Source organism: Opitutus sp. GAS368 (assembly GCF_900104925.1).
Taxonomy (GTDB): Bacteria; Verrucomicrobiota; Verrucomicrobiia; order Opitutales; family Opitutaceae; genus Lacunisphaera.
Genome location: NZ_LT629735.1, coordinates 4005386 through 4030928, shown reverse-complemented (window position 1 = coordinate 4030928; position 25543 = coordinate 4005386). Strand labels below are relative to the sequence as shown.

The 25543-nt window shown below is 66.9% G+C and carries 26 protein-coding genes and 1 tRNA gene; 8 read left to right on the top strand and 19 right to left on the bottom strand.

Annotated features, from left to right (window positions below; all coding sequences use genetic code 11):
• The 15 genes from BLU29_RS17210 to BLU29_RS17145 form a co-directional block, all read right to left on the bottom strand.
• Complete coding sequence (locus tag BLU29_RS17210) at positions 1-963, bottom strand: glycosyltransferase family 2 protein (RefSeq protein ID WP_091060555.1); 963 nt, start codon at positions 961-963, stop codon at positions 1-3.
• On the bottom strand, positions 960-1937 hold the full coding sequence (locus BLU29_RS17205; protein ID WP_091060553.1) for a hypothetical protein: 978 nt from the start codon (positions 1935-1937) through the stop codon (positions 960-962). Before BLU29_RS17205 ends, BLU29_RS17210 begins: the two co-directional genes overlap by 4 nt.
• The gene (locus BLU29_RS17200) at positions 1934-3157 is read right to left on the bottom strand and encodes an acyltransferase (RefSeq protein ID WP_091060550.1); all 1224 of its coding nucleotides are present in this window, start codon (positions 3155-3157) and stop codon (positions 1934-1936) included. Before BLU29_RS17200 ends, BLU29_RS17205 begins: the two co-directional genes overlap by 4 nt.
• Positions 3154-4311, bottom strand: a complete 1158-nt coding sequence (locus BLU29_RS17195) for a glycosyltransferase (RefSeq protein ID WP_157693967.1) — start codon at positions 4309-4311, stop codon at positions 3154-3156. Before BLU29_RS17195 ends, BLU29_RS17200 begins: the two co-directional genes overlap by 4 nt.
• A gap of 11 nt (positions 4312-4322) precedes the next feature.
• Positions 4323-5036, bottom strand: coding sequence for a hypothetical protein (locus BLU29_RS18225; RefSeq protein WP_157693966.1), 714 nt, complete (start codon positions 5034-5036; stop codon positions 4323-4325).
• A 4-nt stretch (positions 5037-5040) separates the two neighbouring features.
• A complete protein-coding gene (locus tag BLU29_RS17190) occupies positions 5041-5994 on the bottom strand; it encodes a glycosyltransferase family 2 protein (RefSeq protein ID WP_091060545.1) in 954 nt (317 codons plus the stop codon).
• A complete protein-coding gene (locus tag BLU29_RS17185; RefSeq protein WP_091060543.1) occupies positions 5991-7052 on the bottom strand; it encodes a hypothetical protein in 1062 nt (353 codons plus the stop codon). Before BLU29_RS17185 ends, BLU29_RS17190 begins: the two co-directional genes overlap by 4 nt.
• A complete protein-coding gene (locus tag BLU29_RS17180) occupies positions 7049-8029 on the bottom strand; it encodes a glycosyltransferase family 2 protein (RefSeq protein WP_157693965.1) in 981 nt (326 codons plus the stop codon). Before BLU29_RS17180 ends, BLU29_RS17185 begins: the two co-directional genes overlap by 4 nt.
• Positions 8026-8952, bottom strand: coding sequence for a glycosyltransferase family 2 protein (locus BLU29_RS17175; RefSeq protein ID WP_091060538.1), 927 nt, complete (start codon positions 8950-8952; stop codon positions 8026-8028). The genes BLU29_RS17180 and BLU29_RS17175 overlap by 4 nt, the downstream gene beginning before the upstream one ends.
• 80 nt (positions 8953-9032) lie before the next feature.
• A complete protein-coding gene (locus BLU29_RS18770; RefSeq protein WP_091060535.1) occupies positions 9033-9512 on the bottom strand; it encodes a DapH/DapD/GlmU-related protein in 480 nt (159 codons plus the stop codon).
• Positions 9509-10747 (bottom strand): ABC transporter ATP-binding protein, encoded by a 1239-nt coding sequence (locus BLU29_RS17165; RefSeq protein ID WP_091060532.1) that lies wholly within the window; start codon positions 10745-10747, stop codon positions 9509-9511. Before BLU29_RS17165 ends, BLU29_RS18770 begins: the two co-directional genes overlap by 4 nt.
• A 2-nt stretch (positions 10748-10749) precedes the next feature.
• Positions 10750-11580 carry an ABC transporter permease gene (locus BLU29_RS17160; RefSeq protein ID WP_091060530.1) on the bottom strand — a complete coding sequence of 277 codons (831 nt, stop codon included), beginning with the start codon at positions 11578-11580 and terminating at the stop codon, positions 10750-10752.
• A gap of 4 nt (positions 11581-11584) precedes the next feature.
• Positions 11585-12664, bottom strand: a complete 1080-nt coding sequence (locus BLU29_RS17155; protein ID WP_091060527.1) for a glycosyltransferase family 4 protein — start codon at positions 12662-12664, stop codon at positions 11585-11587.
• Positions 12661-14556, bottom strand: a complete 1896-nt coding sequence (asnB, locus tag BLU29_RS17150; protein ID WP_091060524.1) for an asparagine synthase (glutamine-hydrolyzing) — start codon at positions 14554-14556, stop codon at positions 12661-12663. Before asnB ends, BLU29_RS17155 begins: the two co-directional genes overlap by 4 nt.
• Before the next feature lie 162 nt (positions 14557-14718).
• Positions 14719-15258, bottom strand: coding sequence for a DJ-1 family glyoxalase III (locus BLU29_RS17145; RefSeq protein ID WP_091060522.1), 540 nt, complete (start codon positions 15256-15258; stop codon positions 14719-14721).
• A 185-nt stretch (positions 15259-15443) separates the two neighbouring features.
• Between BLU29_RS17145 and BLU29_RS17140 the strand changes: the two genes are divergently transcribed.
• The 5 genes from BLU29_RS17140 (at position 15444) to BLU29_RS17120 (ending at position 18157) form a co-directional block, all read left to right on the top strand.
• A complete protein-coding gene (locus BLU29_RS17140; protein WP_091060519.1) occupies positions 15444-16352 on the top strand; it encodes an NAD-dependent epimerase/dehydratase family protein in 909 nt (302 codons plus the stop codon).
• A gap of 267 nt (positions 16353-16619) precedes the next feature.
• On the top strand, positions 16620-16928 hold the full coding sequence (locus BLU29_RS17135; RefSeq protein ID WP_091060516.1) for a YbaB/EbfC family nucleoid-associated protein: 309 nt from the start codon (positions 16620-16622) through the stop codon (positions 16926-16928).
• A gap of 107 nt (positions 16929-17035) precedes the next feature.
• The gene (gene recR, locus BLU29_RS17130; protein WP_091060513.1) at positions 17036-17629 is read left to right on the top strand and encodes a recombination mediator RecR; all 594 of its coding nucleotides are present in this window, start codon (positions 17036-17038) and stop codon (positions 17627-17629) included.
• Positions 17630-17783: 154 nt separating this feature from the next.
• Positions 17784-17857, top strand: a tRNA-Gly gene (locus BLU29_RS17125).
• Between the two features lie 81 nt (positions 17858-17938).
• A complete protein-coding gene (locus tag BLU29_RS17120) occupies positions 17939-18157 on the top strand; it encodes a hypothetical protein (protein ID WP_091060510.1) in 219 nt (72 codons plus the stop codon).
• A gap of 137 nt (positions 18158-18294) precedes the next feature.
• On the opposite strand, the gene dxs is transcribed toward BLU29_RS17120, so the two are convergent.
• Together dxs and xseB are read right to left on the bottom strand one after the other, a co-directional pair.
• Complete coding sequence (gene dxs / locus BLU29_RS17115; protein WP_091060507.1) at positions 18295-20226, bottom strand: 1-deoxy-D-xylulose-5-phosphate synthase; 1932 nt, start codon at positions 20224-20226, stop codon at positions 18295-18297.
• 21 nt (positions 20227-20247) lie between these two features.
• On the bottom strand, positions 20248-20496 hold the full coding sequence (gene xseB, locus BLU29_RS17110; protein ID WP_091060505.1) for an exodeoxyribonuclease VII small subunit: 249 nt from the start codon (positions 20494-20496) through the stop codon (positions 20248-20250).
• Between the two features lie 278 nt (positions 20497-20774).
• Between xseB and BLU29_RS17105 the strand changes: the two genes are divergently transcribed.
• A complete protein-coding gene (locus BLU29_RS17105; protein WP_091060502.1) occupies positions 20775-22013 on the top strand; it encodes a M48 family metallopeptidase in 1239 nt (412 codons plus the stop codon).
• A 272-nt stretch (positions 22014-22285) separates the two neighbouring features.
• On the top strand, positions 22286-23179 hold the full coding sequence (locus BLU29_RS17100) for an endonuclease/exonuclease/phosphatase family protein (RefSeq protein WP_091060499.1): 894 nt from the start codon (positions 22286-22288) through the stop codon (positions 23177-23179).
• On the opposite strand, the gene BLU29_RS17095 is transcribed toward BLU29_RS17100, so the two are convergent.
• A complete protein-coding gene (locus BLU29_RS17095) occupies positions 23157-23612 on the bottom strand; it encodes a hypothetical protein (RefSeq protein ID WP_091060497.1) in 456 nt (151 codons plus the stop codon). The genes BLU29_RS17100 and BLU29_RS17095 overlap by 23 nt on opposite strands.
• 73 nt (positions 23613-23685) lie before the next feature.
• Positions 23686-24084 (bottom strand): hypothetical protein, encoded by a 399-nt coding sequence (locus tag BLU29_RS18220; RefSeq protein ID WP_157693962.1) that lies wholly within the window; start codon positions 24082-24084, stop codon positions 23686-23688.
• A gap of 163 nt (positions 24085-24247) precedes the next feature.
• On the opposite strand from BLU29_RS18220, the gene BLU29_RS17090 reads away from it, so the two are divergent.
• The gene (locus BLU29_RS17090) at positions 24248-25483 is read left to right on the top strand and encodes an MFS transporter (RefSeq protein WP_091060495.1); all 1236 of its coding nucleotides are present in this window, start codon (positions 24248-24250) and stop codon (positions 25481-25483) included.
• Positions 25484-25543: the final 60 nt, after the last annotated feature.

Below are 25543 nucleotides of genomic sequence, written 5' to 3'. Positions count from 1 at the left end.
CTATTTTTTCTCCCGGAGACGGCGCCACCAGCGGCGCTCGGCGAGCCGCTGCCGGCCCTCGGACCAGTCGACGAGCTGGTCGCAGACGTCATGGAAGCCCAGCTGCTCCGGTGGCATGTCGCCGGCTTCGACGCGGCGGACCAGTGCCGGCAGTTTCGCAAAGAAGTCCGCGCCACGGTAAGGGGGATGCAGCGACCACATGCCGGGGGCCTGGCCGAGAAAATCGATCCGGCGCAGGTGGCGGCGCTCCAGCTCGGCCGCCAGCAGCCGCTCGGGCAGCTGCCGCGGGGGGTTGCCCTCGAGGAGCGCCAGGATGAATCCGCGGGGCGCGGCCAAACCGGGCCGCAGTGCGCCGAGCCGGTCGCGCCACCGGTTGCGGTCCAGCAGGAACACCCGCGTGCTGACGTCGGGAAACTCGTAGGCAAACTCCGGGCGGGCGAGCCGCCGGCCGGGCAATTCGCGCAGGCGGCCGTCCGGCGCCGGAGGTCCCGGCAGCGGCGCCGTGAGCAGCACGTCGGGGTTTTCGTCGAGCAGGGCGCAGGCCTCGGCGACCCAGGTCGGCGAACCTCCGCCAAACATCATGTCGGCGTCGCAATGCAGCACCCGCGGGTGAGTCGCGGCATGCAACGCGAAGAAATAGGAATAATAGGGCCCGCCGCGGTGATCCTTGCGCGGGATCGGGCGGCCGCCGAAGAACTCGCGCGAAACCGCCGCCATGGCCTCCGGGCCGTCGTCGACCGCGACCACCCGGGCGCCCGCGATGGAATTTGCCAGCGCGAGGATGGCGTCGCGGCCCCCGGCCCAGCCGTCGGCGAACCGCCCGCGGCTGCGGTGCAGGTCGATGGTCAGGAGGATTTCCGCCACCTGCCCGCGCCACGTGCGGATCTGGTGCGGCAGGATTTCAGCGGCCAGCCGGTGGTCCGACGGGGCGAGGCTGATCTGGAGGGTGACGGGCGGCGTCATGGGCGGGCGGCTTGCGCGGCATCGACGATCCCGACGAAATGGCGTGAACACTTCTCCAGGGTCAGGTTTTCCAGGATGTAGTCGCGGGGCGAGAAGCGCGTGGCAAGAAACGCCGGCAGTTGCGCGGCGAATTCCCGGGCGTCGCGAAACGTGAGACCGCAGCGCGCATCGAAATACGGCACCGAGGTCGCGGGGATCTCGGCCTGGCCCCACCGGAAGCGCTCGGGATCCTCCAGAAACCCGGGGTCCCACGCGAGCAAGGGGACGCCGGCGGCCATGGCCTCCTCGGCCGCGATCCCCTGGCTTTCGTGGGCGGAGAGGAAGAGCATCGCCCGGCAACGCTGGAGCGATTCGCGATAGGCGCCGGGCTGGTAGAAGCCGTAGCGCAGCGTCTCATGGGTGCAGCCCCGCCGCGCGAGTTCCGCGCGCAGCGGCGCCAGCAATTCGGTTTCACGTCGTTCCCGGTCCCAGTGGATCTTGTCGTAGATCAGGAAATCGGTCGTCTTGGCGCCGGCCGGTCCCGGTTGCCAGCGGTCGGTGTCGATCCCGACCGGCCAGATCGCGCAGCGGTCGCCGAAGAAGGGCCGGTAGACGGCGTCGCACCAGGCGCTGTGCTGCAGGTAGCGCACGACGGGATAGTCGGTGCAGAGGGTGGGCCATTCCGAGGGATGCGTCATGAGCCCGATGCCGGCGACGATGGGGTTGGGCTGGGCGTAGCCGTCGAGGCAGTGGCGGCCGAGGCCGAGGATGGCGACACGGTCGTCCCCGCGGAGCTTGCGAAAGGGAAGATTAACCTCGTGGCGCACGCCGAGGCGGTCGAGCCCCAGCCGGAGGTTGAGGAAGACCTTGGCCAGGCCGCCTGGCCGCGGTTGGCCGCGGACCAGCCGCCGCACGACGGGACGCACGAAGCGGTCGCCGGGCACCCAGCGATCGCGCTCGGGCTCGGGAACATAGTAGAGGCAGAGGCGGCTCACGTCAGGGCAGAACGGGGCGGGGACAGGCGGGCCTTGGCCCAGGGCTGGAGGCGTAGCTCGAGGAAACAGGCCAACGCGAGGGAGGTAACGGCCCAGACAAGCACGCGCCCCAGATAGGCGGGCAGGGTGCCGCCGGGCAACGGCAGCAGGAGCACGAGGAAGAGCATCGGAAAGTGCACCACGTAGAAGGCGTAGGAAATGCGCCCCAGCCCGGCCAAGGATTTCAACCAGCCCGTGCTCCGGATGGGAAGCGCCGCGACGGCGAGGAGGACCGCGATCCCGCCATTGATCCAACCGGGCTCGCTCCACAGCCGGCCCGTCCACAACATGCCGGCCAGCGGTACCACACAGGATATCCAGGCCAGCGCGGCGAGCCAGACCGCACCGGGCAACCGGCGCCGGGTGACCGCCGCGAGCAGCAGCAGGATCGCCGGCAGCCCCCCCAGCTGGCCCAATGTCACCATGCCGGCATCCTGACTGTGCAAGCCGAGGGCATTGAGGACACGCACCATCCCGCCGATCTGGTGGCCGGCAAAGACCAGCAGCAGCCAGGTGACCGCGGCCGGGGCCGGCGCGGTCGCCGGCAATTCCGGCAGGCGGGCGAGCCACCAGCCGGCGGCCCAATACAGCCAGCCGCAGGCATAGCTGGCGAGGAACAGCGGCATCCATTGCGGCGTGAACCAGCCGAGCACCGTGGCCACCGCCGCCGGGAGAAAAACCCAGCCCAGGCGCGGTGAGAAACGCCACAGGAGGATGAACAGGCCGTAATACAGGATTTCGTAGTTCAAGCTCCACAGCGGACCGTTGACCATCGGCGGAGGCACATGCAGGCCGAAGTAGTCGTTGAAATTATGCGCGCCGGCCAGCAGCGCGATTACCATGGAAGGAGGCGCCGGGTCCCGGCGCCAGAAAAGCACCGCAAATGTCAGGGCCAGGGCGGCGTAGTAGATGGGGCCCAATCGGACGAAGCGACGCCACAGGTAGGCGCGGCGATTCTCCGCCGTGCAGTCGCCGGGATTGGTCCAGCTGATCAGGTAACCCGAAAGCACAAAGAAGACGAGCACACCGGTCTGTCCGGCCTCGAGGTGGTGCAGCCAGCCCGGCAGCGTCACCGTCGGGTCGAGATGGGTGACATAAAAGACGTGGCTGCAGGCGACCATCAGGCAGGCCAGCCCGCGCACTCCTTCCAGCTCGGCATTGAGAGGACGGGCCGCGGTCATGCGGGAAGACCGAGACGTTCGCCGATGCGGGTGAGGGTGCGGGCCAAAGTGTGATCGGACAGCGCGCGCCGCTGGCCGAGGCGGCGCAGCCCAGCCCGCAATCCGGGATCGCGGGCGAGCCGGCCGGCCTTCTCGACGAGTTCGGCGGCGTTGTCGTAGGTCTCGATCTCCCGACCCGGCTCATAGAGATCCTCCAGGCCCGGCGCTTTTTCCACCAGATAGCAGGCGCCCAGCATCGGCGCCTCGATGTCGCGCAGGCGGGAATAGCGGCCGGGATGGGAAAACGAATGCCGGAAGCTTGGGTAGCGGTTGATGCCGATGACCACGGCGCTCTCGCGGGTGCCGCGGAAATAGTCGTCCCCCAAGAGGGCCGGCTGCCAGCAGCGGTCGATCCAGGCGGGATTTCGCGGACGGTGGTGCTGGTAGGTGGCGCGCATCGCAAGGCCGCGCAGGCCGTGGTCCCGGAGAAAGGCGAACTGGTTCTGGAGCGTCCGCCACGGGGAGCCGCGGGGCGGGGCGGACGTGGTGCCACCATCGCGCCAGCCGGCGCCGTGCAGGCGCAGCGGCAGGCCGCGTTCAACGGCGTCGCCGAGCAGGTCCTCGCGGAGCAGGTCGTGCGAACCGAGGAAGATGATGTCGGATTCCTCGCGCTCCGGCGGAGTGCGGTAGGCCGGCGGAATCCACAGCGCCATCGGGGCATAGATGAGCGGCAGCCCGGCGTCCGCATACATGGCCCGCGCCCCGGCTTCCGGCACCCAGTGCAGGTCGAAGGGCCGGAAGCTGGCGGGCACGCGCGTGAACTCGCGGACGTTGTCGCAGAAAAAATTCACGCACGGGATGCCCAGGACGCGGATGGCATCTACGGCGGACGGTTCCACCTGGTTGGGGAAAAGGTAGCCGAGAAACATCCCGATGGGCCGGCGGGCATGTTCCGCCCGGATGAAATCCACGGTGCGTCCCCAGGTGTCGGCCAGCCAGCGCTGCCGTGCCACGGGCGCCATGGTCGTCAGGCCTTCAGCCCAGTCGACGCCGGGGGCCTCGACGATCTCGTGACCGGCTTCGAGCAGGCCGTTCCGGAAATAGTATTCCCAAAAGGCGTAGGCCGGCACGGCGTGCCGGCGGAGGGCCTGCTGGCTGGAGAGAAAGATGCGCATCGCGCGGGGCGTTATTCCGTCACGACCTCGTTGATCCAGCTGCCCATGATGCCCTCGACGTCGAGGTGCTCGACCTCGCGCAGGCGCAGGGACAGGTGGCGGATGGCGTGGTAGATCGCCGTCTCGACGGCCGCAGTCGGATCGCCATAACGCAGCCGGTCCCGGGCCGGCCGCAACGAACTCTGCAGGATGCGCAGCAACGAGCGCGGGCCGTGGATGCGGGCCGCCTCGGCGTAGATTTCGTCCAGCGTCCGTTCCCATAACCGCGCCGCGACCGCCCGGTCGCGCATCAGGTAGCAACGCGTGGAAAGGCTGCGCACGCGGCCGTGGACGTAGAGCTTGCCGACGACGTCGTCGCCCTCGCGCAGTTTCAGTTCCGTGGCCGGGCCGACCCGGTAGCGGCCGGAGATCTTCAGGACCGGCTCGTTTTCGGGCAAGTGTTGGAGGACGCCGAGCAGCAACCACATCTCGCCGATACCCTTGTTGCGGATGGGTGGTTGCGTGAAGGGGATGATGCGGGCGGGCGCAAGTTCGGCGGCGCGGTCGACCAGCCACGAACCGGCGGAGTTGTCCGTGACGAAGATCTGCTTCACGCCGAGGGCGAGCAGGGAGTCGACCGTGCCGCGCGTGTGCTGGAGCCGGACCTCGGGGGTGAGCGTGGTGCGCGCGCCGTCATGGCTCGGGAGCACACTCGGTGCGACGCAGGAGGAGACGACGGCGATCATGGAATCAGCGTTTGAAGAGGCGGCGGCCGAACACCTGGGCGCGGCGGGCGGGTTTCCAGCCGAGGACACGGCGCAGGACCTGGAAGACGGGCCCGCCGCCGATCTCGAGTTCGCAGCCACCGAGGCGGCGAACTTCCGCTTCGCCCTTCCGGACCAGATCGGGCACGAAGGGATAGGCCGAGTAGATCAGCCGCTGCCAGTTGATGGCCGCGGCGGCACGCGTGCGCGGGCTGTCCTCGCGGGCGAGGAGCGACTTCGTGCCGAGCTCGGTGGAGAGAAAGGCCGAGTCCCAGGCCCGCCGGCTGGTGCTGGCGCTCAGGCTGCCGGCCAGGCCGGAGCGGTAGTAGGTGCGGGCCCGGGCACAGAACGCAATTCCCTGGCTGGCCAGAAGGACGCGGGAGAAATAATCAAAGTCGTTGATGAGCGAAAGCCGTTCGTCCCACAGGCCGGCGGCCTGCGCCACCGACCGCGGCACCAACCAGGCGGCCCCGTGCATCATGCCGCCGCCCTGCCAGGAAGTGACCAGCCATTCCACCGGCGACAGGTCGCGCCACACGGCCTCGGGTTCGAACTTCGTCTCCGCGGGATTCTCCGCGAAACGGCCCCAGGCGCCGGAGGCGATCCAACCGGGCGGCAGCTGCTGCAGGCGCTCGATCTGGATCTGCAGCTTGTCCGCTGCGAGCAGGTCGTCGGCGTCGAGGTATTCGATGTAATCCCCCTGGGCGAGGGCCAGCCCGCGGTTGAACGCCGCGCATTGGCCCGCATTGGCCTGGTGCACCACCTGTAGGTCCGGGCCGGCCAGCCGGTCGGCGATTTCGCCGGAGCCGTCCTTCGAGCCGTCATTGACCAGGATGATCTCGTAGCGCCGCCACGTCTGGGCCCGCACGGAGGCGATGGTGCCGGCCATCCAGGGCGCCGCATTGTAGCAGGGAATGACGACGGTAATGAGCGGGTTCATGGCGCGGGCCCGGGTTCCGGCCGGGTGTCGCGAAAAGCCAGCCACGCGAGCAGCAGCGTGCTGACCACGAGCGCCGGGATGTTGATGCGCAACTCGTCGATGTTACCGTAGAGCACCGAGACCACATACAGCGCCAGGGCGGTCCATCCGAGCCGGCGCAACTCGGCCGGCAGCCGGGACCAGCTGGCCGCGGCGACCAGCCCGACGAAGGCCAGATAGGCGCCGAGGAAGAACAACGGATTCGCGTAGTTCGGGTGCCGGAGAAACTCCACGACCATGTTCCAGTGCATGCCGAACAGCATCGCCGGCTCGAAAGGCTGCAGTCCGCTGGATCCCGGGGCAGCGACCATGGCGTTGGCCTGGCGCACGCCCATCACCAGCGCCGTGCCGGCGACGCCGAGGGTGAGGCAGAAGGCCGATTCGCGCAGGAAATTCCTCCGGGCGAAGGGCCACGCGTGCACGGCCCACCAGGCGATGAGCGCGAAAATGGCGGATTCCCGGTTGAGCAGCGCCAGCAGCAGGCAGCCGGCGAAAACCAGCCGGCGCCTTTGCAGCAGGCAGCCGAGGAGCAGGCTGAAAAACGCCGCGTCGAGGAAATCGGAGGGCACCTCATAGAGATGCAGGAAGGTGGGGAACAGGCTGAGCGCGAACACGAGGGCGGCTCCGCCGCTCAGCCACCAGCCCGCCCGGGTCGCGGTGCGCACCAGCCAGGTGAAGGCGGCGAGCGCCGCACACGCCGACGCCCAGCGGACGAGCAGGTAGGCCTGGCTGGACGACGCGGGCGTGACAGCGGTGATGGCCCGCATGGCCAGTGGCACCAGCACGCGGTTCCGCCAGGAGGGAAACTCGACCGGGACGCCCTCGAAGACAAAAACCCGCCGCTCGAGGATGGCATTCTGGCTGTCGACCGACCAGGGCAGGTGCAGGAAGCGCGGATGCGTCGCCATCGAGAAATGCGCCAGCACGGCGCCGCCGAGCGCCAGACCCAACAGGGCGGCGGCGCGCAGGAGCCAGGGGCGCAGCGGCTGGGGTGGTTCGGTGGACAGCGGGGCGTTCATGTCCCGGGGCGGATTTTGGGCGCGCGCTGATAAACCGGTTCGGCGCGGGCCGAGGGCCGGAACAGGCGGATAAGCTTTTCGCGGAGCCGCAGAGTCAGCCGTGGGAAATGGCGGGCACCGAACCGCATGAGCGGGCCGCCCACCGGCGGCAGGGCCGGGGCGATGCGCCGTGCCAGCGCCGCGGCGCGGTCGGCGTTCTCCCAGTCATTGTAGGCGCCGGAGAACCCGGCCGTGATCCACAGGCGGCGGGCGATGATCGGGAGATAACGCGCCGGTGCGGCAGCGGCGCCCTTCGCGAGCACGTGGTAAGTGGAACGCTGGGCGCCGGCGAGATTGCTGGTCGTCATGGAGCCGGCCCGGATGTAGTTGATGACGGTGTAGGTCGGATCGGCGTCGAAGCGCAGGCCGGCGAGCGCGAGGCGCAGGTGGCCGGCCTGGTCCTCGCTCTGCAGCACCTGGTAGTCCTCGTCCCAGCCCCCGGCGGCGAGGAAGGGTTCGCGGCGGTAGAGGCCGCAGAACGGGTTGATCTGCTCGGCGAGGCAGTAGGCGAGGGCATCGGCGCGCAGGGCGGCGCCGTCGAACTCGCGGATGCCGAGCGGGCGCTCGGTCCCGTCCTCCAGCGTGCGGTAGTTGAAAAGCACCACGTCGGGCGCATCCGGGCGCTCCATCCAGCGGCGGGCGGTCGCGACGAAGTTGGGCTCGAGCGCGTCGTCGGCGTCGTGGAAGTGCAGCCAGGTGCTGGTGCAACGGGCGGCGACGGCGTTCTTGCCGTGGGAGCAGCCGGCGTTCTTTTCCCCGCGCACGACGCGCGCGCCCAGTTTCTCGGCGAGAGCCGCCGTCCCGTCCGTGCTGGCGTCGTCATAGACCCAGATCTCGTCGAACGGTATCGTCTGTGCGCGCGCCCCGGCCAGCAGGCGGCCGAGAAACCCGGTGGCGTTATACGCGGGAATGCAGAGGGCGAGCGTCGGACGGCTCATGGCAGGGTGCCGCGCCAGCGCGGCGTGGGCCACTGGCAGGCGGCGAGCAGGGCGTGCTTGGCGGGCCGGTTGCGGCGGCGGGTGAACCACTTGAACAGGCGCTGGCTCCAATTGAACCAGCGGCGGTAGATCCGGCTGCGGGTCGGTCGGCCGTGGCGCGCCCAGATGCGCTCGTCGTCCTCCTGCCACTTCTTGCGCCACTGTTCCGCGTTGCTCTTCGTCTCGCCGTGGATGCGGCAGACCCCGAGCGGCAGCGGCAGGTAGCGCAGGTGGCGGCCGGGCACGAGGCGCTGCCAGAGTTCGCCGTCGACGTTGCAGTTGAGCTCGTCCCACAGCCGTTCGTGGACCGCCCGGCGCCAGAAGATCGCGTGGGAGGAGAACAGGCCGCCGAATTGGAGGAAGCCCCGGCTGATCCAGTAGCCCTGCCAGTATTGGAACGCGCGCCCGTCCTCCTCAAAGAGGTTGAGGGCGTCGCCGTAGACGATGTCCGGCGCGCCGCGGAGGAATTCGCGGGCGGTGGCGAAGAGCACGCCGGGAAGGTAGAAATCGTCGCTGTTGAGCCAGCCCACGAGCTCGCCGGTGGCGCGGTCGAAACCCTGGTTGATCGCGTGGCCCTGGCCCCCGTCCCGAGCCGATTGCCAGTGGGCGAGGAACGGGGCGTAGCGCGCGATGATTTCCGCGGAACCGTCTTTGGAGCCACCATCGTTCACGATGAACTCGAGGTTGGGATAGTTCTGCAGGAGCACCGAGCGCAGGCCTTCCTCGAGAAAGGCCGCCTGTTGGTAACTGGGCATGACAATCGTGATGCGCGGCCAGGCGACCGTCGCGGCGTCCGCCGGCGGCGCGGTTTCGACCGTCCACGGCCAGCCGGAGCGCCCTGCCGGCGGGGCGGGCAGCTGGGCGAGGAGGCGGGGAAGATTCATGCGAACGGGCGGGGTGGGCCGCGGAGCGGCCCGGGACCGGACACTTTCTGAGTGGGACAGATCAGGAGACGAACGGGGAATCACGCACGCGGCCGGGCGGGCACCCCCACCACCACGGCGCCGGGAGCGACATTTTTTGTCACCACGGCGCCGGCGCCGATGATCGCGCCGGCGCCAATCGTGACCCCGGGCAGGATGACGGCGTGCGCGCCGATCCAGACGTTGCGGCCGATGACGACCGGACGCGTCAGCGCCGAGGCGGAGAAAAGCCGCGCCTGCGGGTCGTGGGTCAGCGATGTGATGGCCACATGGCTGGCAATGAGCGTGTCGTCGCCGATGGTGACGCCGCCCAGCGCCCAGATGTGCACGAAGGCGTTGAGCGAGACGCGTGCGCCGACCCGCAGATGGTCGGGGTGGTTGATCACCACAGGGAGCTGGATCGAGACGCCCTCGCCGCACTCGGCGAACTGGCCCAGCAAAGCGGCGCGACGTTGCGCGTTCAGCCACCGGTCGAGGCGGCCGATCAGGCGCGGGAGGAACGTGGGTTGCGCGGCGCTCATACGGACCACTCGGGCAGGATTGAGACACGGCCGAGGCGGTTGTCAAAGGCGCGGCCGTCGGCGAAGCTGGATTCGACCTGGAAGCCCTCGGCGAACTCAACCCAGTCGAGGAACTGCCGCGAGCGGTCGAAGATGCCGGCGGAGACGAGGTAGCGGCCGGGCAGGAACATGTTCTTGAAGGCCACGCTGACCGTCCCGGTGCCGCTCGCCGGCTGGTGGAAGTCGACCGTGTCCCGTTGGAAGCTGGAGGCGAGGCACTCGCCGTCCTCGCCGTAGATGAGGAGGAAAAATTCCAGCGGCCCCGCGTCGGGTTTCACCGCGAAGTCGATCTCGAGGCGGATCGGCTCGAAAACCGCGTAGAGCGGCTCGGTGCCGCCGGGGACGTTGAGCCGGAGGGAGGTGATGAGGGCGCGACCGTCGCCCGCGATGTGGCGGTAGCCCGCGGCGCCGCGGTCGCGCGGCATGAGGCTCATGTATTGGGCGATGGCCTCGGGCGGCGGGCCGTCGGCCACGAGCCGGCCGGCCTGCAGCACCAGCGCGCGGCTGCAGAGCTGGCGGACGGCGGCGAGGTTGTGGCTGACGAACAGGATGGTGCGGCCCTCGTCGCGCGTGGCGCTCTGGAGCTTGGCCAGGCACTTGCGCTGGAAGGCGGCGTCGCCGACCGCGAGCACCTCGTCGATGATGAGGATCTCCGGGTCCAGGTGGGCCGCGACGGCAAAGGCCAGGCGCACATACATGCCGCTGGAGTAGCGCTTGACCGGGGTGTCGAGGAACTGCTCGACCTCGGCGAACGCGACGATCTCGTCGAGGCGCCGCCGGATCTCGGCGCGCGTCATGCCGAGGATGGCACCATTGAGGAAGATGTTCTCGCGGCCGCTGAGATCGGGGTGGAACCCCGTGCCGACCTCGAGCAGCGAGGCCACGCGGCCGCGCAGCCGGATGCGGCCGGCGGTGGGGTCGGTGATGCGCGAAAGCATCTTGAGGAGCGTGGACTTGCCGGCGCCGTTGCGGCCGATGATGCCGACAATCTCGCCGGGCTGGACCGTGAACGACAGGTCGCGCACGGCCCAGAAATCCTCCGCCGCGCCGGCGCCGGCCACGGCGCCGCGCAGCATCCGCAGCGGGTTCCGCAGCGCGCCGCCCAGGGTGTCGCGCAGCAGGCCGGAACGCGCGGCGGGCGCGCGCAAGGCGTAGCACTTGCCCAGGTTTTCGACGGCGATGATCGGTTCGGGCATGGTCAGATGACGTCGGCGAACGAGCGTTCGGTTTTCCGGAAATAGGCCAGACCCGACCACAGCAGCACCGCGGCGAACGCCGCCGACAGGGCCAGCCCCGCGGGGTTCAGCGCCTGGCCGCCGCCGAGCAGGCACCAGCGGAAACCGTCGATGACGGAGACCATCGGGTTGAGGCTGTAGAACAGGAACCATTTCTGCGGCACGAGGCTGCTGTTGAAGGCGACCGGCGACACATAGGTGCCGAATTGCAGGACGAACGGCAGCACGATGCGGAAATCCCGGTAGCGCACCATCAGCGCGGTCAGCCACAGGCCGCCGCCCAGGGCGCAGGCGAAGGCGAGGAACGTGAACAGCGGCAGCGCCACGATCCGCCAGTCCGGCACCAACCCATACCACAGCATGAGCAGGGCGAGAAACACGGCGGAGACGAAGAAGTCGACCAGGCTCACGAGGATCGCGCTGAGCGGGACGATGAGGCGCGGGAAATAGACCTTGGAGATCAGGTTGCTGCTGTTCACGAGGCTGCCGCTGCAGGCGCTCAGCGCGGCGGAGAAAAACTGCCAGGGCAGCAGGGCGGCAAAGACCATCACCGGCCGCGGCACTCCGCCGGTCGGCACGCCGAGCAGGCCGCCAAAGACGACGAAGACCGCCATCGTCAGCAGCGGCTGCAGGAGCGCCCAGGCCACGCCGACGGCGGTCTGCTTGTAGCGCACGACGAGGTCGCGCCACGTCAGGAACGCCAGGAGATCCCGGTAGCGCCAGAGATCCCGCCAGTAATTGCGGCTGGCGCGGCCGGCTTCGAGGACGAGTTCGGGCGGGGCGGGTTTCTCCATGAGGTCAGGCAAGGGCGGTGGCGAGGCGCCGCGTGAAGGCGGGGAAAGCAAAGGAGTCGGCGTGCCGCCGCACAACCTCCGAATCGCGCGGGTGGCGGACCAGGTCGGCCACGGCCGCGGCCAGGTCGGGGATGTTCCCGTATTCGACCAGCTGACCGGTGGCGTCGGTGATGACCTCGGGGGTGCCGCCGGCGCGCGCGCCGAGACAGGCCTTGCCGTAGGTCATGGCCTCGAGGAAGACCAGGCCGAAGCCTTCCTTGCGGCTGGGCAGCGCGAAGAGGTCGCACCCGGCGTATTCGGTGCGGAGCGCCTCGTCGCTGAGCGGGCCGGTGAAGTCGACCGCGAAGCCGACGCCGCAGCGCTGGACGATCGCCTGCAGGCGCGGGAGGTCGTCGCCCTGGCCGACCACGCGCAGCCGCGCCAGGGGGAATTCCTGCCGCACCAGCGGCATCGCCTCGATGAGGGTGTCCACGCCCTTGTAGGTGTCGGTCGCCGCGAGCCGCGAGACCGTGAGGATGCGCGGCGTGGCGAAGGGCGCCTTCGACAACCGGTCGTTGAGGGCCGGGGCGAAGTAGGGATCGAGCGTATTGGGCACGACGACGAGGCGCTCCGCCGGCAGACCCGGGAAAAACCGCAGCATCTGGCGGCGCGTGTATTCGCTGATGCAGAGGATGCGGTGGGCACCCAGCAGGGCCCGGCGTTCGAGCAGGCTGTAAGGCCGCCAGACCTCGATGCCGTGGGCCACGAGGTAATAGCGGAGCCCGGGGTTGAGGAGTTTGGCGAGCCGGGCGATCGCGAGCTGGTGCAGGTGGCCGCAGACGAGCACGTCGGCCCGCCGGCCGAGCCGGATGGTCTCGCGAATGAAGCGCAGTTTGCTCCGGCTGCACCCGACCGGCTCGCCGAACTGCGGCCCGCTGTAGCGCGGCAGACGGGGGTCGCGGCCGGGTTGGTCGTTCAACACCAGCGAGTCCACCCGGCCCGCCGGCCCGGCGATCTCGCACAGCGCCTTGAGGTAGAGCCGCATGATGCGCGCGATGCCGCCTTCGTTCAGGAACAGTTCGGGCGAGAGGAGGAGGGCCTTCATGGGGCGCGGCGGTTGGCGAAGGCGATGAGCACGGCGAGGGTCCAGACGCGCGACCACGCGCGGGGGTCACGGCCGGTCTTGTAACTGGCCCACACCTGCTGGACCTCCGCGGCCTGGAGCCAGGGGCACGCACCCAGCGAGGCGGTGGAGAAGGTCTCGTCGAGGAACGGCCGCAGCTCGGCCAGCATCCAGAGCGCGAAGGGCAGGGTGAACCCCTGTTTGCGGCGGTTGCGGATGGCCGCGGGCACCAGGTCGGCCGTGGCGTCGGCCAGCGCGCGCTTGGACCGCGCCGGGTCGTATTTGAAGTAAGATTGCTGGGGCCACAGCCATTCGAGCAGCTGGCGGTCGACAAAGGGCACGCGCAGTTCCAGCGAGTGCGCCATGCTGAAGACGTCGCTGTCGCGCAGCAGCACGTCCGCCATGTAGGTACGCAGCTCCCAGGCGCTGATAATCTGGAAGGGGTCGGCGCCGATCAGCTCGAAGGCGAAGTCCTCGAGCATCGGGTGGTTGGGCCCGAGCCGTTCCGCCTGGGCCCGGGCCTCCGGCGCGAGCAGGGCGAGGCGGGCCGTCTCCGGCAGCACCCGGCGCTGGAGCGAGGCGAGCTCGTGCAGGTCGCGGGCGTGGGCGAGGAAATCGGCCAGCTTGCGGGCGCGGGCGCCGGGGCGCTCGCGCAACTGCGCCACCACGGTGCGGCGCAGCCCGCCCGGCAACCGCCGCCAGAACGGGAGCAGCCGCTGCAGGCGCGGCAGGTCGCGGAACGACGGGTAGCCGCCGAACAACTCGTCGCCGCCCAGACCGGACAGTGCCACCGTCACGCCCCCGCGGCGGGCGGTCTGGCTGGCGTAATAGGTGTTGATGCCGTCACCGGTCGGCTGGTCGAAACTGGCGAGCAGGTGCGGCAGGTCCGCGGCGACCCGGGCGCCGGTGATGAGTTCCTCGTGGTGTTCCGTGCCGAACGCCGTCGCGGCGAGCCGCGCGCTGGCCTGCTCGGAGAAACCGGCCTCGCCGAAGACCAGTGAGAAGGTCTTCAGCTTCGTCGCGCCGCTGCGGGCCATCAGGCCGACGACGGCGGTCGAGTCCATGCCGCCCGATAGGAAGGCGCCCACGGGAACGTCCGCCACGCGGTGGGCCCGGATGGAATCCTCCAGCTGGTAGCGCAGGCCGCTGACGAAGTCGTGGTAGTTGGTGGCGATGCGGCCCGGCTGCGTCGGCGCGGGCAGCTGCCACCACTGGCTGGTCTGCACCCGACCCGCGGCATCCACCGTGAGGCTGTGTCCCGGCGGCAGATTGGCGATGCCCCGGTAAAGCGTGCGCGGCGCCGGCACGCTGAACCATGCGAGGTATTCGCCGACGGATGTGGGGTCAATCTCGCGCGGCACCGCGCCGCTGGCGAGGAGGGCGTTCAGTTCCGAGGCCAGCACGACGCCCTCGTCGGGCAGCCGGGCAAAATAGAGCGGCTTGATGCCCAGCGGGTCGCGGGCGGCAAAGAGGGTTTGCTCGTGCGCGTCCCAGACGGCGAAGGCGAACATGCCGCGCAGCCGCCGCAGGCAGCCGGCGCCGTGCCGGGCATAGGCCGCGAGCAGCACCTCGGTGTCGCAGTTGGTGCGGAAATTCCAGCCGCCGGACGCGAGGTCGGTCTGGAGCGCGCGGTAGTTGTAGATGGCGCCGTTGAAGACGAGGGTGAAGCGCCCGTCGGGACTGATCATCGGCTGGTGACCGTTGGCCGGGTCAATGATCGCCAGCCGGCACATGCCAAGGGTGGCGGGGCCGTCCGAGTGCACGCCGCGGTCATCCGGTCCGCGGTGCTGCTGCCGCTGCACCATGCGGTCCACCGCGGCCTCGCGGTCCGCGCGATCACGCTTGGGTGAGACCATTCCGGCTATGCCGCACATAAGGAAAACACACCAGGGACAGCTTCGCCGCGTCGCTTCCGTTCACGGGAGGCGGCGAGTCGGCATTCAGCTCTATTCACTCGCAAATCATCGGCCGGAAAGCGGCCGCCCTCATGCAACGGCAGAGCCTCCGGCGTGGCAATGCCGATTTTACGCAAAGCCTTAGAAGCAAATAGCTTTGCTAATTTCCGCCGCTTTGTCCGCGGTGGTCAGCAACGCAACCAGATGCAGGCCGAATTCCACCGCGGTGCCGGCGCCCCGGGAAGTGGTGATCCTGCCGTCGGTGACAATGCGCTCGCCGGCGAGGATGGCGGACAACTCGTTGGCCACGGAGAAATGCGCCGTGTAACGCCGGCCGGCCAGCAACCCGGCATCGTGCAACACCGTGGGCGCGGCACAGATCGCCGCCAGCCAGCGGCCGGCCGCGTGTTGCCGGCGGATTGTTTCCACCACGCGCCCGTCGGCGCGAAGGTTTTTGACCCCGGCGCCACCGGGCAAAAATACAAGATCGAAGGCCTGCTCCAGCACCGCGGACAGGGCCGCATCCGCATGGGTGGTGATGCCGCTGCGGCCGGTGGCGTGGCGGTTCTCGTTGAGCGAGGCGACCGTGACTTCGATCCCTGCGCGCCGCAGCAGATCGACGGGCGCCAGCGCCTCGATTTCCTCGAAGCCATCGGCCAACAGCACAAGCACGGTGGGCATGGACGGAGTGTTTAACCACCAATCCACACTAATGGGACACTAATTTTGGAGGGAGCCACCAAGGCATTTGACCATTGCACGGATGAACATGGATGGATTTTTATCCGTGCTATCCGTGTAATCCGTGGTCTCTGCTGCTGGGTTGAGATTAGTGGGGCATTAGTGTCCATTAGTGGTTTCAAAGCATGGCTCCTCTCAACGGCAAACGCCTCGTCATCTTCGGCTGCGGCTACGTCGGCTCGGCTTTGGCCCGCGCCGCGCTCGCGGCTGGCGCGCAGGTCGAGGCCCTGACGCGCAACCCGGAGAAGGCCGCGGCCTTGCGTGCCGCCGGCCTGGCAAAAGTCGCGGTGGCGGACCTGTCCTCGGCGGATTGGCACGGACAGATCGCGGGCGGCGCCGACCTGGTCGTCAATTGTGTCAGCTCAGGCGGACCCGAAACCTATCGCCAATCCTATGTTGGCGGCATGCAGTCCGTGCTGACCTGGGCGGCCCGGGGCCCGGCACCGGTCGGCACCCTGGTCTACACCAGCAGCACGGCGGTTTACCCGCAGGGCGCAGGTGCGGTGCTCGATGAGTCCGCCACCGCGGACGGGGCCACGCCCAACGGAGCCATCATCCGGGAATCCGAAGTTCTCCTGCAACAGGCGCGCGCCGCAGCCGTGCACCGGCACTTCATCCTCCGCCTGGCCGGCATCTACGGTCCGGAGCGGCATCACCTGCTGGACCAACTGCGCGCGGGCCTGCCGGTTCTCGGGGGTTCCGGCAACCACCGGCTGAACCTGGCCCACCGCGACGACATTGTCTCCGCTATTCTGGCCTGCCTCACCGCGCCGGCTGCAATCGGCAGTGGCATTTTCAATGTCGCCGACAACGCGCCCGCAGCACGGACGGAGGTGGTAGCCTGGCTGGCGCAGCACTTGGGGCGCCCAGCGCCGGGCTTCGACGGCTCGACCACGACCCGGCGGGGCGGGGCGCCGATGCCCGACCGGACCATCAGCAATGCCCGCATCCGGCAGGTGCTCGGCTGGCGGCCGCATTATCCGGACTACCGCGCGGGCTTTGAATCAATCCTTGGCACCACTAATCCACACTAAGCTCTCACTAATTGCCCTAGCCGCAGAGACCGCGGATTACACGGATGAACACGGATAAGGACCAAGGCAGGGTTTTCACAGGAGCACGCAGGGAAAGGTAAGAAAAGTGAGTCTCTGTTACCTCCGCGGCCTCCTGTGAAATGATTGGGCTGTTTTCAATCCGTGATTATCCGTGTAATCCGTGGTTAAAAAGAATTTCCGGAAATTATGCGTGATTAGTCACGGTTAGTGTCCATTAGTGGTTCCAAAACCCAACCCAATCCAATCATGGCCGGCGTAGGCAAACTCCTCAAACAGGCGCAGAAAATGCAGAAGCAGATCGAGACGTTGCAGTCGACGCTCGAGACGCAGGTGATCGACGTGTCCAGCGGCGGCGGTGCCGTGCAGGTCAGGATCAACGGCGCGGGAAAATTTCTGGCCATCAAACTGGACCCCGAATTCCTGAAGGAGGACGTGAAACTCATCGAAGAGACGCTGCTGCAGGCCACCCAGGAAGCCGCCGCCAAGGCCAAGGAACGCAACGAGGCGGAGATGCAGAAGATTTCCGCGGCGTTCCAGATGCCCGGCATGTTCTGAGGCATCAAACCGCAGCACACCGCGGATGACGCCGATGAACGCGGATCGACTGAAGGATTTGGTTTTATCCGTGCCTTTATCCGCGTAATCCACGGGAAATCCCTTTCATGACCCCCGCCCTTGAAACATTGCAGAAGCAGCTGAAGCAGCTGCCCGGTATCGGCTATCGGTCGGCCGAGCGCATCGCGCTCCACCTGCTGGTCGAGAAACCGGGCCGGCTGCCCGAGCTGGTCATGGCCCTGCAATCCGCCGCGCAGAACGTCCGCCGCTGCACCGTGTGCGGTAACCTCGCGGAGCAGGAGCACTGCGCGGTGTGCGCCGACGAACGCCGCCGCACCGGCCAGGTGTGCGTGGTGGAATACGTGCCGGACCTCGCCGCCATCGAGCGTTCGGGCGCCTTCCGTGGCCGCTACCACGTCCTGCACGGCAAGCTTTCCCCGATCCGCGGCGTCGCGCCGGAGGATCTCAATCTTGCCGCTCTGCTGCAGCGCATCGAATCGGGCGAGATCACGGAGGTCATCCTGGCGCTGTCGAATGACGTGGAGGGCGAGGCAACGTGCCATTACCTGACCGAACGCCTGCCGAAGACGGGGGTGAAGGTGACCCGCATCGGTTTCGGCCTGCCCAGCGGCGGCGGGGTGCTTTATGCCGACGCCGTCACGCTGAAGAGCGCACTCGAGGCGCGGCGGGATTATACCTGAGATCGAAGGTGGAGCGCGGCCTCCGGACGCGCTTTCAGGATTCACACTGGCAAAAACCCGTCCGGAGGCCGGGTTCCACCCAAGCTGAACCCCGGTCAGTATTCATGACTTGCAGCCCGGCCACCGGCCGCTTTTAGTGCCGCCTCGGTTCCTTGCGGGCGTAGTATATCGGTATTATGCGTGCTTCCCAAGCATGAGAGGCGGGTTCGATTCCCGCCGCCCGCACCAATTTTCTTTCCGACCCGGAAAGAAAATTGCCCTCCGCAGCCTTGGCGAAGGAGGGCTATTAAATTCCCCTAAACACACGCCATGAAATCCCTCCGCTTTATTCTCGCTCTCGCCTTTGCCAGCGCTCTCACCCTTCCGGCCGTGCGTGCCGCGGATGACAAGTCCAAGGATAAGCCCACCGAAAAGTCATGCGATTGCGCCAAGGACAAGGACGACAAGGTCTGTGGCCAGGACAAAGATTGCTGCTGCACCGGCGAGAAAGCCAAACCGGCCGAGAAGAAGGACGCGCCCAAGAAGTAAGCCAGGCTCCTTTGGTCACCGCGCCGCGCACCCGGAAGGGGCGCGGCTTTTTCTTGGTGGAGCCCGACCTCCGGGCGGGCTGGGAACGGGTGCAAGGAAAACCGGCCCGGGAGGTCCGGTTCCACCTCGATCCGGTTTTACCCCCGATCTGCGGTGACCTTGTCCGGCTGGAGACCGCGCCAGCGCTCGATGACCCGCTGGAAAATCGCGCCCGGGGCGAGACCGTAGCTCGCGCGGAGGATCTCCACGCTGCTGCCGTGCTCGACGAACTTGTCGGGCCAGCCGATGCGCTCGACCGGCGTGGCGCAATGCGCCTCCTGCAGGGCCTCGAGCACCGCGCTGCCGAAACCGCCGGCAAGCACGTTGTCTTCCATCGTGACGAGGAGTGGAACGACGGCGGCCTGGCTGAGGAGCAGGTTGCGGTCGAGGGGCTTGATGAAGCGGGCGTTCACCACACCGACGGAGATGTGCTCCTCGCGTTCGAGGCGCTGGGCCAGCTTGAGGGCGTCGGCCACCATGTTGCCGATGGCCCAGATGATGATGTTGGTGCCGACCTTGAGGATCTCGGCCTGGCCGACGGGCACGAGCGCCAGCTCGTTCTTGATCGCAGCGCCGGTGCCGGCGCCGCGCGGGTAGCGGATGAAGCCGGGGCCGGGCAGGTGCAGCGAGGTGTGCAGCATGTCGACGAGCTCGTCCTCGTCCTTCGGCTGCATCACGGTGGCGTTGGGCACGCAGCGGAGGTAGGAAATGTCGAACAGGCCGTGGTGCGTCGGGCCGTCGTTGGGCGACAGGCCGGCGCGGTCCATGCAGAACGTCACGGGCAGATTCTGCAGGCAGACGTCGTGGATGACCTGGTCGTAGGCGCGCTGCAGGAAGGTCGAGTAGATCGCGCAGACCGGACGGAAGCCCTTGGTCGCCAGGCCGGCGGCGAACAGCACGGCGTGCTCCTCGGCGATGCCGACGTCGAAGAACTGGCCGGGCACCTCGCGCGCGAGCTGCGAAAGGCCGGTGCCGGCGGGCATGGCGCCGGTGATGCCCAGCACCTTGGGATTCGAGCGGGCGAAGCGCGACAACGCGGCGCCAAAGACGTCCTGGTAGTTCGGTGGCGTGCCCGGGATGGCCTTCACGCTCTCGCCGGTTTCGGGGTCGAACGGGCTGGCGCCGTGGAATTTTTCCGGGTGGGCGAGGGCGGCGTCGAGGCCCTTGCCCTTCTTGGTCAGCACGTGGATCAGCACGGGCACGTCGCAGTGCCGGGCGAACTCCAGGTTCTTCTCCAGCGCCTCGAGGTTGTGGCCGTCCACGGGTCCGAGGTAGCGCAGGCCGAATTTCTCGAACAGGGACGACTCGACGAAGAAGTCCTTCGTCTCGCGCTTCCACTTGTGGTAGACCTTGTTCATCTCCACGCCGGTCGGGAAGCTCTTGAAGAACGCCTCGATGTCGTGGTGCAGCTTGTTGTAGGTCGGGCTGGTGCTGATGCGGTTCAGGTACCCGGAGATGGCGCCGACGTTCTTGGCGATGGACCACTCGTTGTCGTTGAGAATGACGATCAGGCGCTTGGTCGAGCTGACGACGTTGTTCATCGCCTCGAGCGTGATACCGCAGGTGAAGGCGGCGTCGCCGCACACCGCGACGACGTGCTCGTTCGAGCCGCGCAGGTCGCGCGCCGTGGCCATGCCCAGGGCGGCCGAGAGCGCGGTGCCGGCGTGGCCGGCGCCGAACGCGTCGTGCGGGCTCTCGCTGCGATAAAGGAAACCGGACGCCCCGCCGGTCTTGCGCAGCTTGTGGAAAAACTCGCCCTGGCGGCCGGTGAGCAGCTTGTGCACGTAGCCCTGGTGGGCGACGTCGAACACGAACTGGTCGTCCGGCGTGTTGAACACGCGGTGCAGCGCGATGGTCAGCTCGACCACGCCGAGGTTGGGGCCGACGTGGCCGCCGTTGCGGGCGGTCACCTCGATCAGCTCGTCGCGGATTTCCTGCGCGAGCTGCGGGAGTTGAGCGGGCGCGAGGGCCTTGAGGTCGGCGGGGCTGGCGATGCGGGAGAGGAGGGTGGTGGACGGAGAGGTGCTCATCGGGAACGGGACGGACCGTGCTTATTCGCTGCGGCTGGATTCAAACGGCTCGAAGGCGGCGCTGCCGTCCTTGGCCTTCTTCAGCTTCTCGATCTTGAGCTCGGCCTCCTTGAGGCGGCCTTCGCAGACCTTGAGCAGCTTGCTGCCTTCCTCGTATTTGGCCAGCAGCTCGGCCAGCGGCACCTCGCCCGATTCCATCGAGTCGACGATGGCCTCGAGCTTGGCGAGCGCGGTTTCGAAACTGAGTTTGGCGGTCTTGTCAGAATCCACGCCGCCAATGTGGGCCGGGAGGCGGCGATTTCAACCAAACTTTGGCGAGGAAAGGAAGGCGCTGCTATCGCGGAAACACGGAAGCGTGGAAGTTCTTGTGGGAGGGGCTTTATGCCCCGACCTCTTTGGGTGGAACGCGCTGACCTCAGCGCGTTTTCGGCAAGCGTCTTGAGGTCAAGCCGCTCCACCGGTCGGGGCATAAAGCCCCTCCCACCAGATCCCCCAGTCGCTTCTTCAAGCTGGCACCGCATCGAAAAGCTGTTCTCCATTTCACTCTCATGGATTGGCTGCTCCCCTCGGTCGTCGCCCTCATTTTTCTCCGCTTCCTCGCCCAGCAGGCGCTGGAGGCCCTCAACCGCGCGGAGGTTCGCCGGCATGCCGGTGCCCGGCCGTCCGCGCTGGCGGGCGTGATGGACGACGCCACCTACGCCAAGTCCGCGGACTACACGCTCGCGAAGAGCCGGTTCAGCTCGGTCGAGACGGTGTGGGAGGTCGCGGTGCTGTTCGCCGTGCTGTTCAGCGGCGTACTGCCGTGGCTCTGGACGAGGTTCAACGGCCTCGCGCCGGGCGCGGCGTGGAGCGGCGCGCTGTTTCTCGTCGGCACGATGATTTTGATCGGCCTGCCCAATCTCCCGTTTGAATGGTGGGCGCAGTTCCGCCTCGAGGCGCGCTTCGGTTTCAACAAGAGCACGCTCGGGCTGTGGGTTACCGACCATGTGAAGGGTTGGCTGCTCGGCCTGCTCATCGGCTTCCCGCTGGCCTGGGCGCTGCTGGCGCTCGTCGGCTGGGTGGGAACGTATTGGTGGGTGTGGGGCTTCGCGCTGCTGTTCGGCTTCCAGCTGCTGATGATCGTGCTCTACCCAAAGCTCATCCTGCCGCTCTTCAACAAGCTCACGCCGCTGCCCGAGGGCGATGCCCGCGCGCGGCTGCTCGCGCTGTCCGAGCGCACCGGCTTCCGCGCCCAGACCATCGAGGTGATGGACGGCTCGAAACGCTCCGGCCACTCCAACGCCTTTTTCACCGGCTTCGGCCGTTTCCGCCGCATCGTGCTCTTCGACACGCTCATGGCCCAGCTGGCGCAGGACGAACTTGAAGCAGTGCTCGCGCACGAGATCGGCCACTACAAGCGCGGTCACATCCCAAAGCGGCTCGTGACGGTCGGCCTGATGCAGCTCGCGGCCTTCGCCGCCATCGCCTGGCTGAGCCAGGCCGCGTGGTTCAACGCCGCGTTCGGGCTGCCGGCCGGTGCTACGGCGCCGACCTTCCTGCTCTTCGGCCTGCTTGGCGGGCTCGTGACGTTCTGGTTTTCCCCGATCGGCAACCGGGTGTCGCGGAAGCACGAGTATGAGGCCGACGCCTTCGCCAAGAACGCCATGCGCAGCGCGGCCCCGCTCGTCGGCGCGCTGCGCAAGCTCTCGCAGAAAAACCTCTCCAATCTCACGCCGCACCCGCTCTACAGCGCCGTGTATTACTCGCACCCGACGCTGGTCGAGCGCGAGCGGGCGCTGCAGGGATAGTTTGCACAGGAGGTAACGGAGAAAAGACAGGAGGTTTTAACTACAGATGGAGCCCGGATTATCACGGATTGAGGCTTGCCCGCGGCTTGAGCCCCATCCGTGTCAATCCGTGTAATCCGTGGTCAAAACCGTATTCTCCGTTCCCTCTGTTACCTCCTGTGAGGATTCCGCCTGGTCGCCACTCATGACCACTAATTAGGCCCTAATCAGAATTGGGATTGGGACTACCTGCCATTAGTGAGTCATTAGTGTGGATTAGTGGTGACTATCTTTTGCGTCTTCTGCGCCTTTTTTCGACCATCAGCCTTCTGGCAGTGGCCGCCTCGGCGGCGATCACGGTCGCGGCCTACAACGTCGAGAATTACACCGTGGCCGACCGGATGGTCGATGGCGTCTACCGTTCGGCCTATCCCAAGCCCGCGAAAGAAAAATCGGCGCTGCGGGAAGTCATCACAAGCATCAACCCAGACATCCTCGCTGTCGAAGAGATGGGTGCGCAGGCTTATCTCGACGACTTCCAGCGTGAGTTGAAGCGAGCCGGACAGGACTTTCCCTACACGGTGGTGTTGGAGGCAGCCGATGCGGACCGCCACGTCGCACTATTGTCGAAGCTGCCGTTCAAGGAAGTGCGGCGGCACGCCAAAGTGCCCATCCGGTATTTCGGAAAGAATGACTTCGTGAAGCGCGGCGTGCTGGAAGTGATCTTCGCCACGAACGAAGGCGATTTCTCGGTTTTCGTCGTCCACCTCAAGAGCAAGCGCACCGAGCGGAAGGACGATCCCGAATCGGCGCAGCAGCGGGCGCTCGAGGCCGAGGCCGTGCGCGACCTGGTGTTGTCCCGCTATCCCGACCCGGCGAAAGGGAAGTTCATGGTCGTAGGCGATTGGAACGACACCCGTGGCACCCGGCCGGTGAAGGCGATGCAGAAGCGCGGCGACAAGGTGATCGGCGAGCTCGCCGAAGCGATTGACTCACGCGGTCAGCTCTGGACGCATTTCTACCGGCGCGAGGCCACCTACAGCCGGATCGACTACCTGCTGGTGTCGCCGGGACTGAAGCCGTTCGTCGTCCCGGGCAGTGCGAAAATCTGGGACGGCCCGCGCACCGCCGACGCCAGCGACCACCGCCCCGTCTACCTGCAGCTCAAACTCGAGCCGGCCAAGTGACCCTTAGGCTGACCGGAGCTTTTTTGCTGCGCACCCGGATGAACCACTTCGGTTTCATGCGTCCGAAATCAGTGCGGCGATGGGTGTGCAGCGACTTCTTCGGATCGAGCACGTAGGCGCCGGCAGCATCGCGGACGAACACGACCCAGTGCCAGGCCGGTCCGGTCTTCTCCCGGTGCCATTTGATCGCGAGCAAGGCGCAGCCGGGGAGGGAACGCCACGAAGTGAACTTCTCCTCGGTCTTTCTGGCCTGCAGGCGAAAATGGGCCAGCAGCCGCCGGACGTGCCCGGTGTCGTGCCAAAGAGTGGGATCGCTCGCCGCAATCCCGAGCCGCGCGGCCTCTCGCTTCACCGCGGAATAACTTTGTCCCGTGAGCGCGGCGACACCGGCGATGCCGCACCCCGTGCGGTCCTGTTGAACAACGGGCTTCATTTCTTGGCTAAAGTTCGCGATAAGCCACGGCTGCTTGAGACCATGGGCTCTGGCGACTTGCCCGACCTTTCTTTCATAAGGCGCCTATAAGCGAGTCAATGCGCTCTAAAAGGTCCTGCCTTCCTGCTGGTGGTCGCTTAGAATCTCGATTTAAGGCAACCCTTTCTTCATTTGTGCCTTTGTAATTACGCCACGCTTTATCTAGGCCATTTTTCTTCCAAAAAGGTGACCATAAGTAATAGGCGTGATATATCTCCCAAAGATCGGCGAGGCTTCCGTCCCAGTCTTTAAAAACATTATCGTCCTTGATATCCCACCAGACGTGATGACGGAACAAAGTGAGCTTGTTTTTCAAACGTAGACGCGCGGAAGATATATTCGAATGCCAGTAGACGACCACGGTAGTGAATGAGCCTGCGACAGCGCCGACGACAGCACCCACAAAACCTGAAAATAAATTAGGCCAATTCATCTTTCTTGCAGACAGTGTTATTTGGCTGAATTCAAAGGCTGAACCGCGTTTGGTTTCATAGGGACAAAAACGCGGGAAAGGCCTCCGTTCAAGTGCTCAGATTCCTGACCTGGTGTTTTTGCGGTTGCGGTGGGCACCGGTAAAAGCCGGAGTCGCGCACGAGATGTCCGAGTCCCGCGACCAACCTACGTCAGCCCTGCGTGTCTATTGGACGGCGTTCATCGGGTTGTTCTTCGATTGCTACGACCTCTACCTCTTCATCTACCTGGAGAAGGTGCTGGCGAAGGAGTTTGCGCTGACGGCCCCGCAGAGTGGCTGGCTGCAGTTCACGGGGCTCGCCGGAGTCGGTCTGGGCGCGTTGATCTTCGGCTACCTGGCGGATCGCTTCGGCCGCGGGCGGATGATGCTGGCGGTGTTCGGCGTCTATGTGGCGGGCATTGCGGGGCTGAGCCTGGCGTGGAGCTACGAAAGCTTGGTCGCGTTCCGGTTGCTGGCGTCGCTGTCGCTCGGGGCGGAGTGGGGTATCAGCCACACCTATCTGGCGGAGCGGGTGAGCGGTGAGCGGCGGTATCGTTTTTCCGCGCTGCTGCAGTTTTCCATCTTGGGCGGGTTGCTCGCGGCGATGATGTCGCGGTATGCGCTACCGGTGGTGGGTTGGCGCTGGTTGTTTGCGGGGTCGATCGTGCCGGTGGTCATCCTGTCGCTCATCCGCTGGCGCGGACTGATCGGAGAGGGTTCGGCTGTAGGAGCGGGTTTATCCCGCGAGTTGGATCCGGTATCGGGGCGTAAAGCCCCTCCTACAGTTACTGAACGGACGGCGGGGTCGCCGTCCCTCCAGGAATCGCGTGCGAGCACGCTCCTACAGGCGATCCGCGAGAATGGGGGCCTGTTCCTGCTCTGTTTCGGTCTGGCGAGCCTGACGATCGCCAGCGGGACCATGAATGTTTTTTATGCGAAGGAGCTGCCGCAATCGCCCATCTACACGGTGCTGTTCTGGGGCAACGTCGCCCCGGGCATGCTGCTGGGCGCGTGGGTGGTGCGCCGCTGGGGCGTGGCCCGGGCCCTGACGCTTTACGCCGGCGGTTTGCTGGCCCTGTCAGCCGGGGTGTGGTTTAGCGCTTCGACGCGTTCCGGACTGGTGTTCGCCTTGGTTTTACCCCTGCTCAACGGGATTCCGTTCGGACTGATGGGGGCGTGGTTCAACGAGGTTTTTGGGGCCTGGCGAACCATGCTTTCCGGCGCCGCCTACAACCTCGGGCGCATCCTCGCCGGTTTCGCGCCGGTGCTGATCACGGCGCTCGGCCTGCACGAAAACGGGCGGTATTTCCTCTTCAGCGCCCTCTTGGGGCTGGGGGTGCTGGGATTAGCCGGCGTTATTGGTGCGCGGCAGCGGGCCTGACCTCATTGTTTTCCGGGCCGGTCGGGCGTATACTCCCGGCACAAAGCCATGAATGCTGTA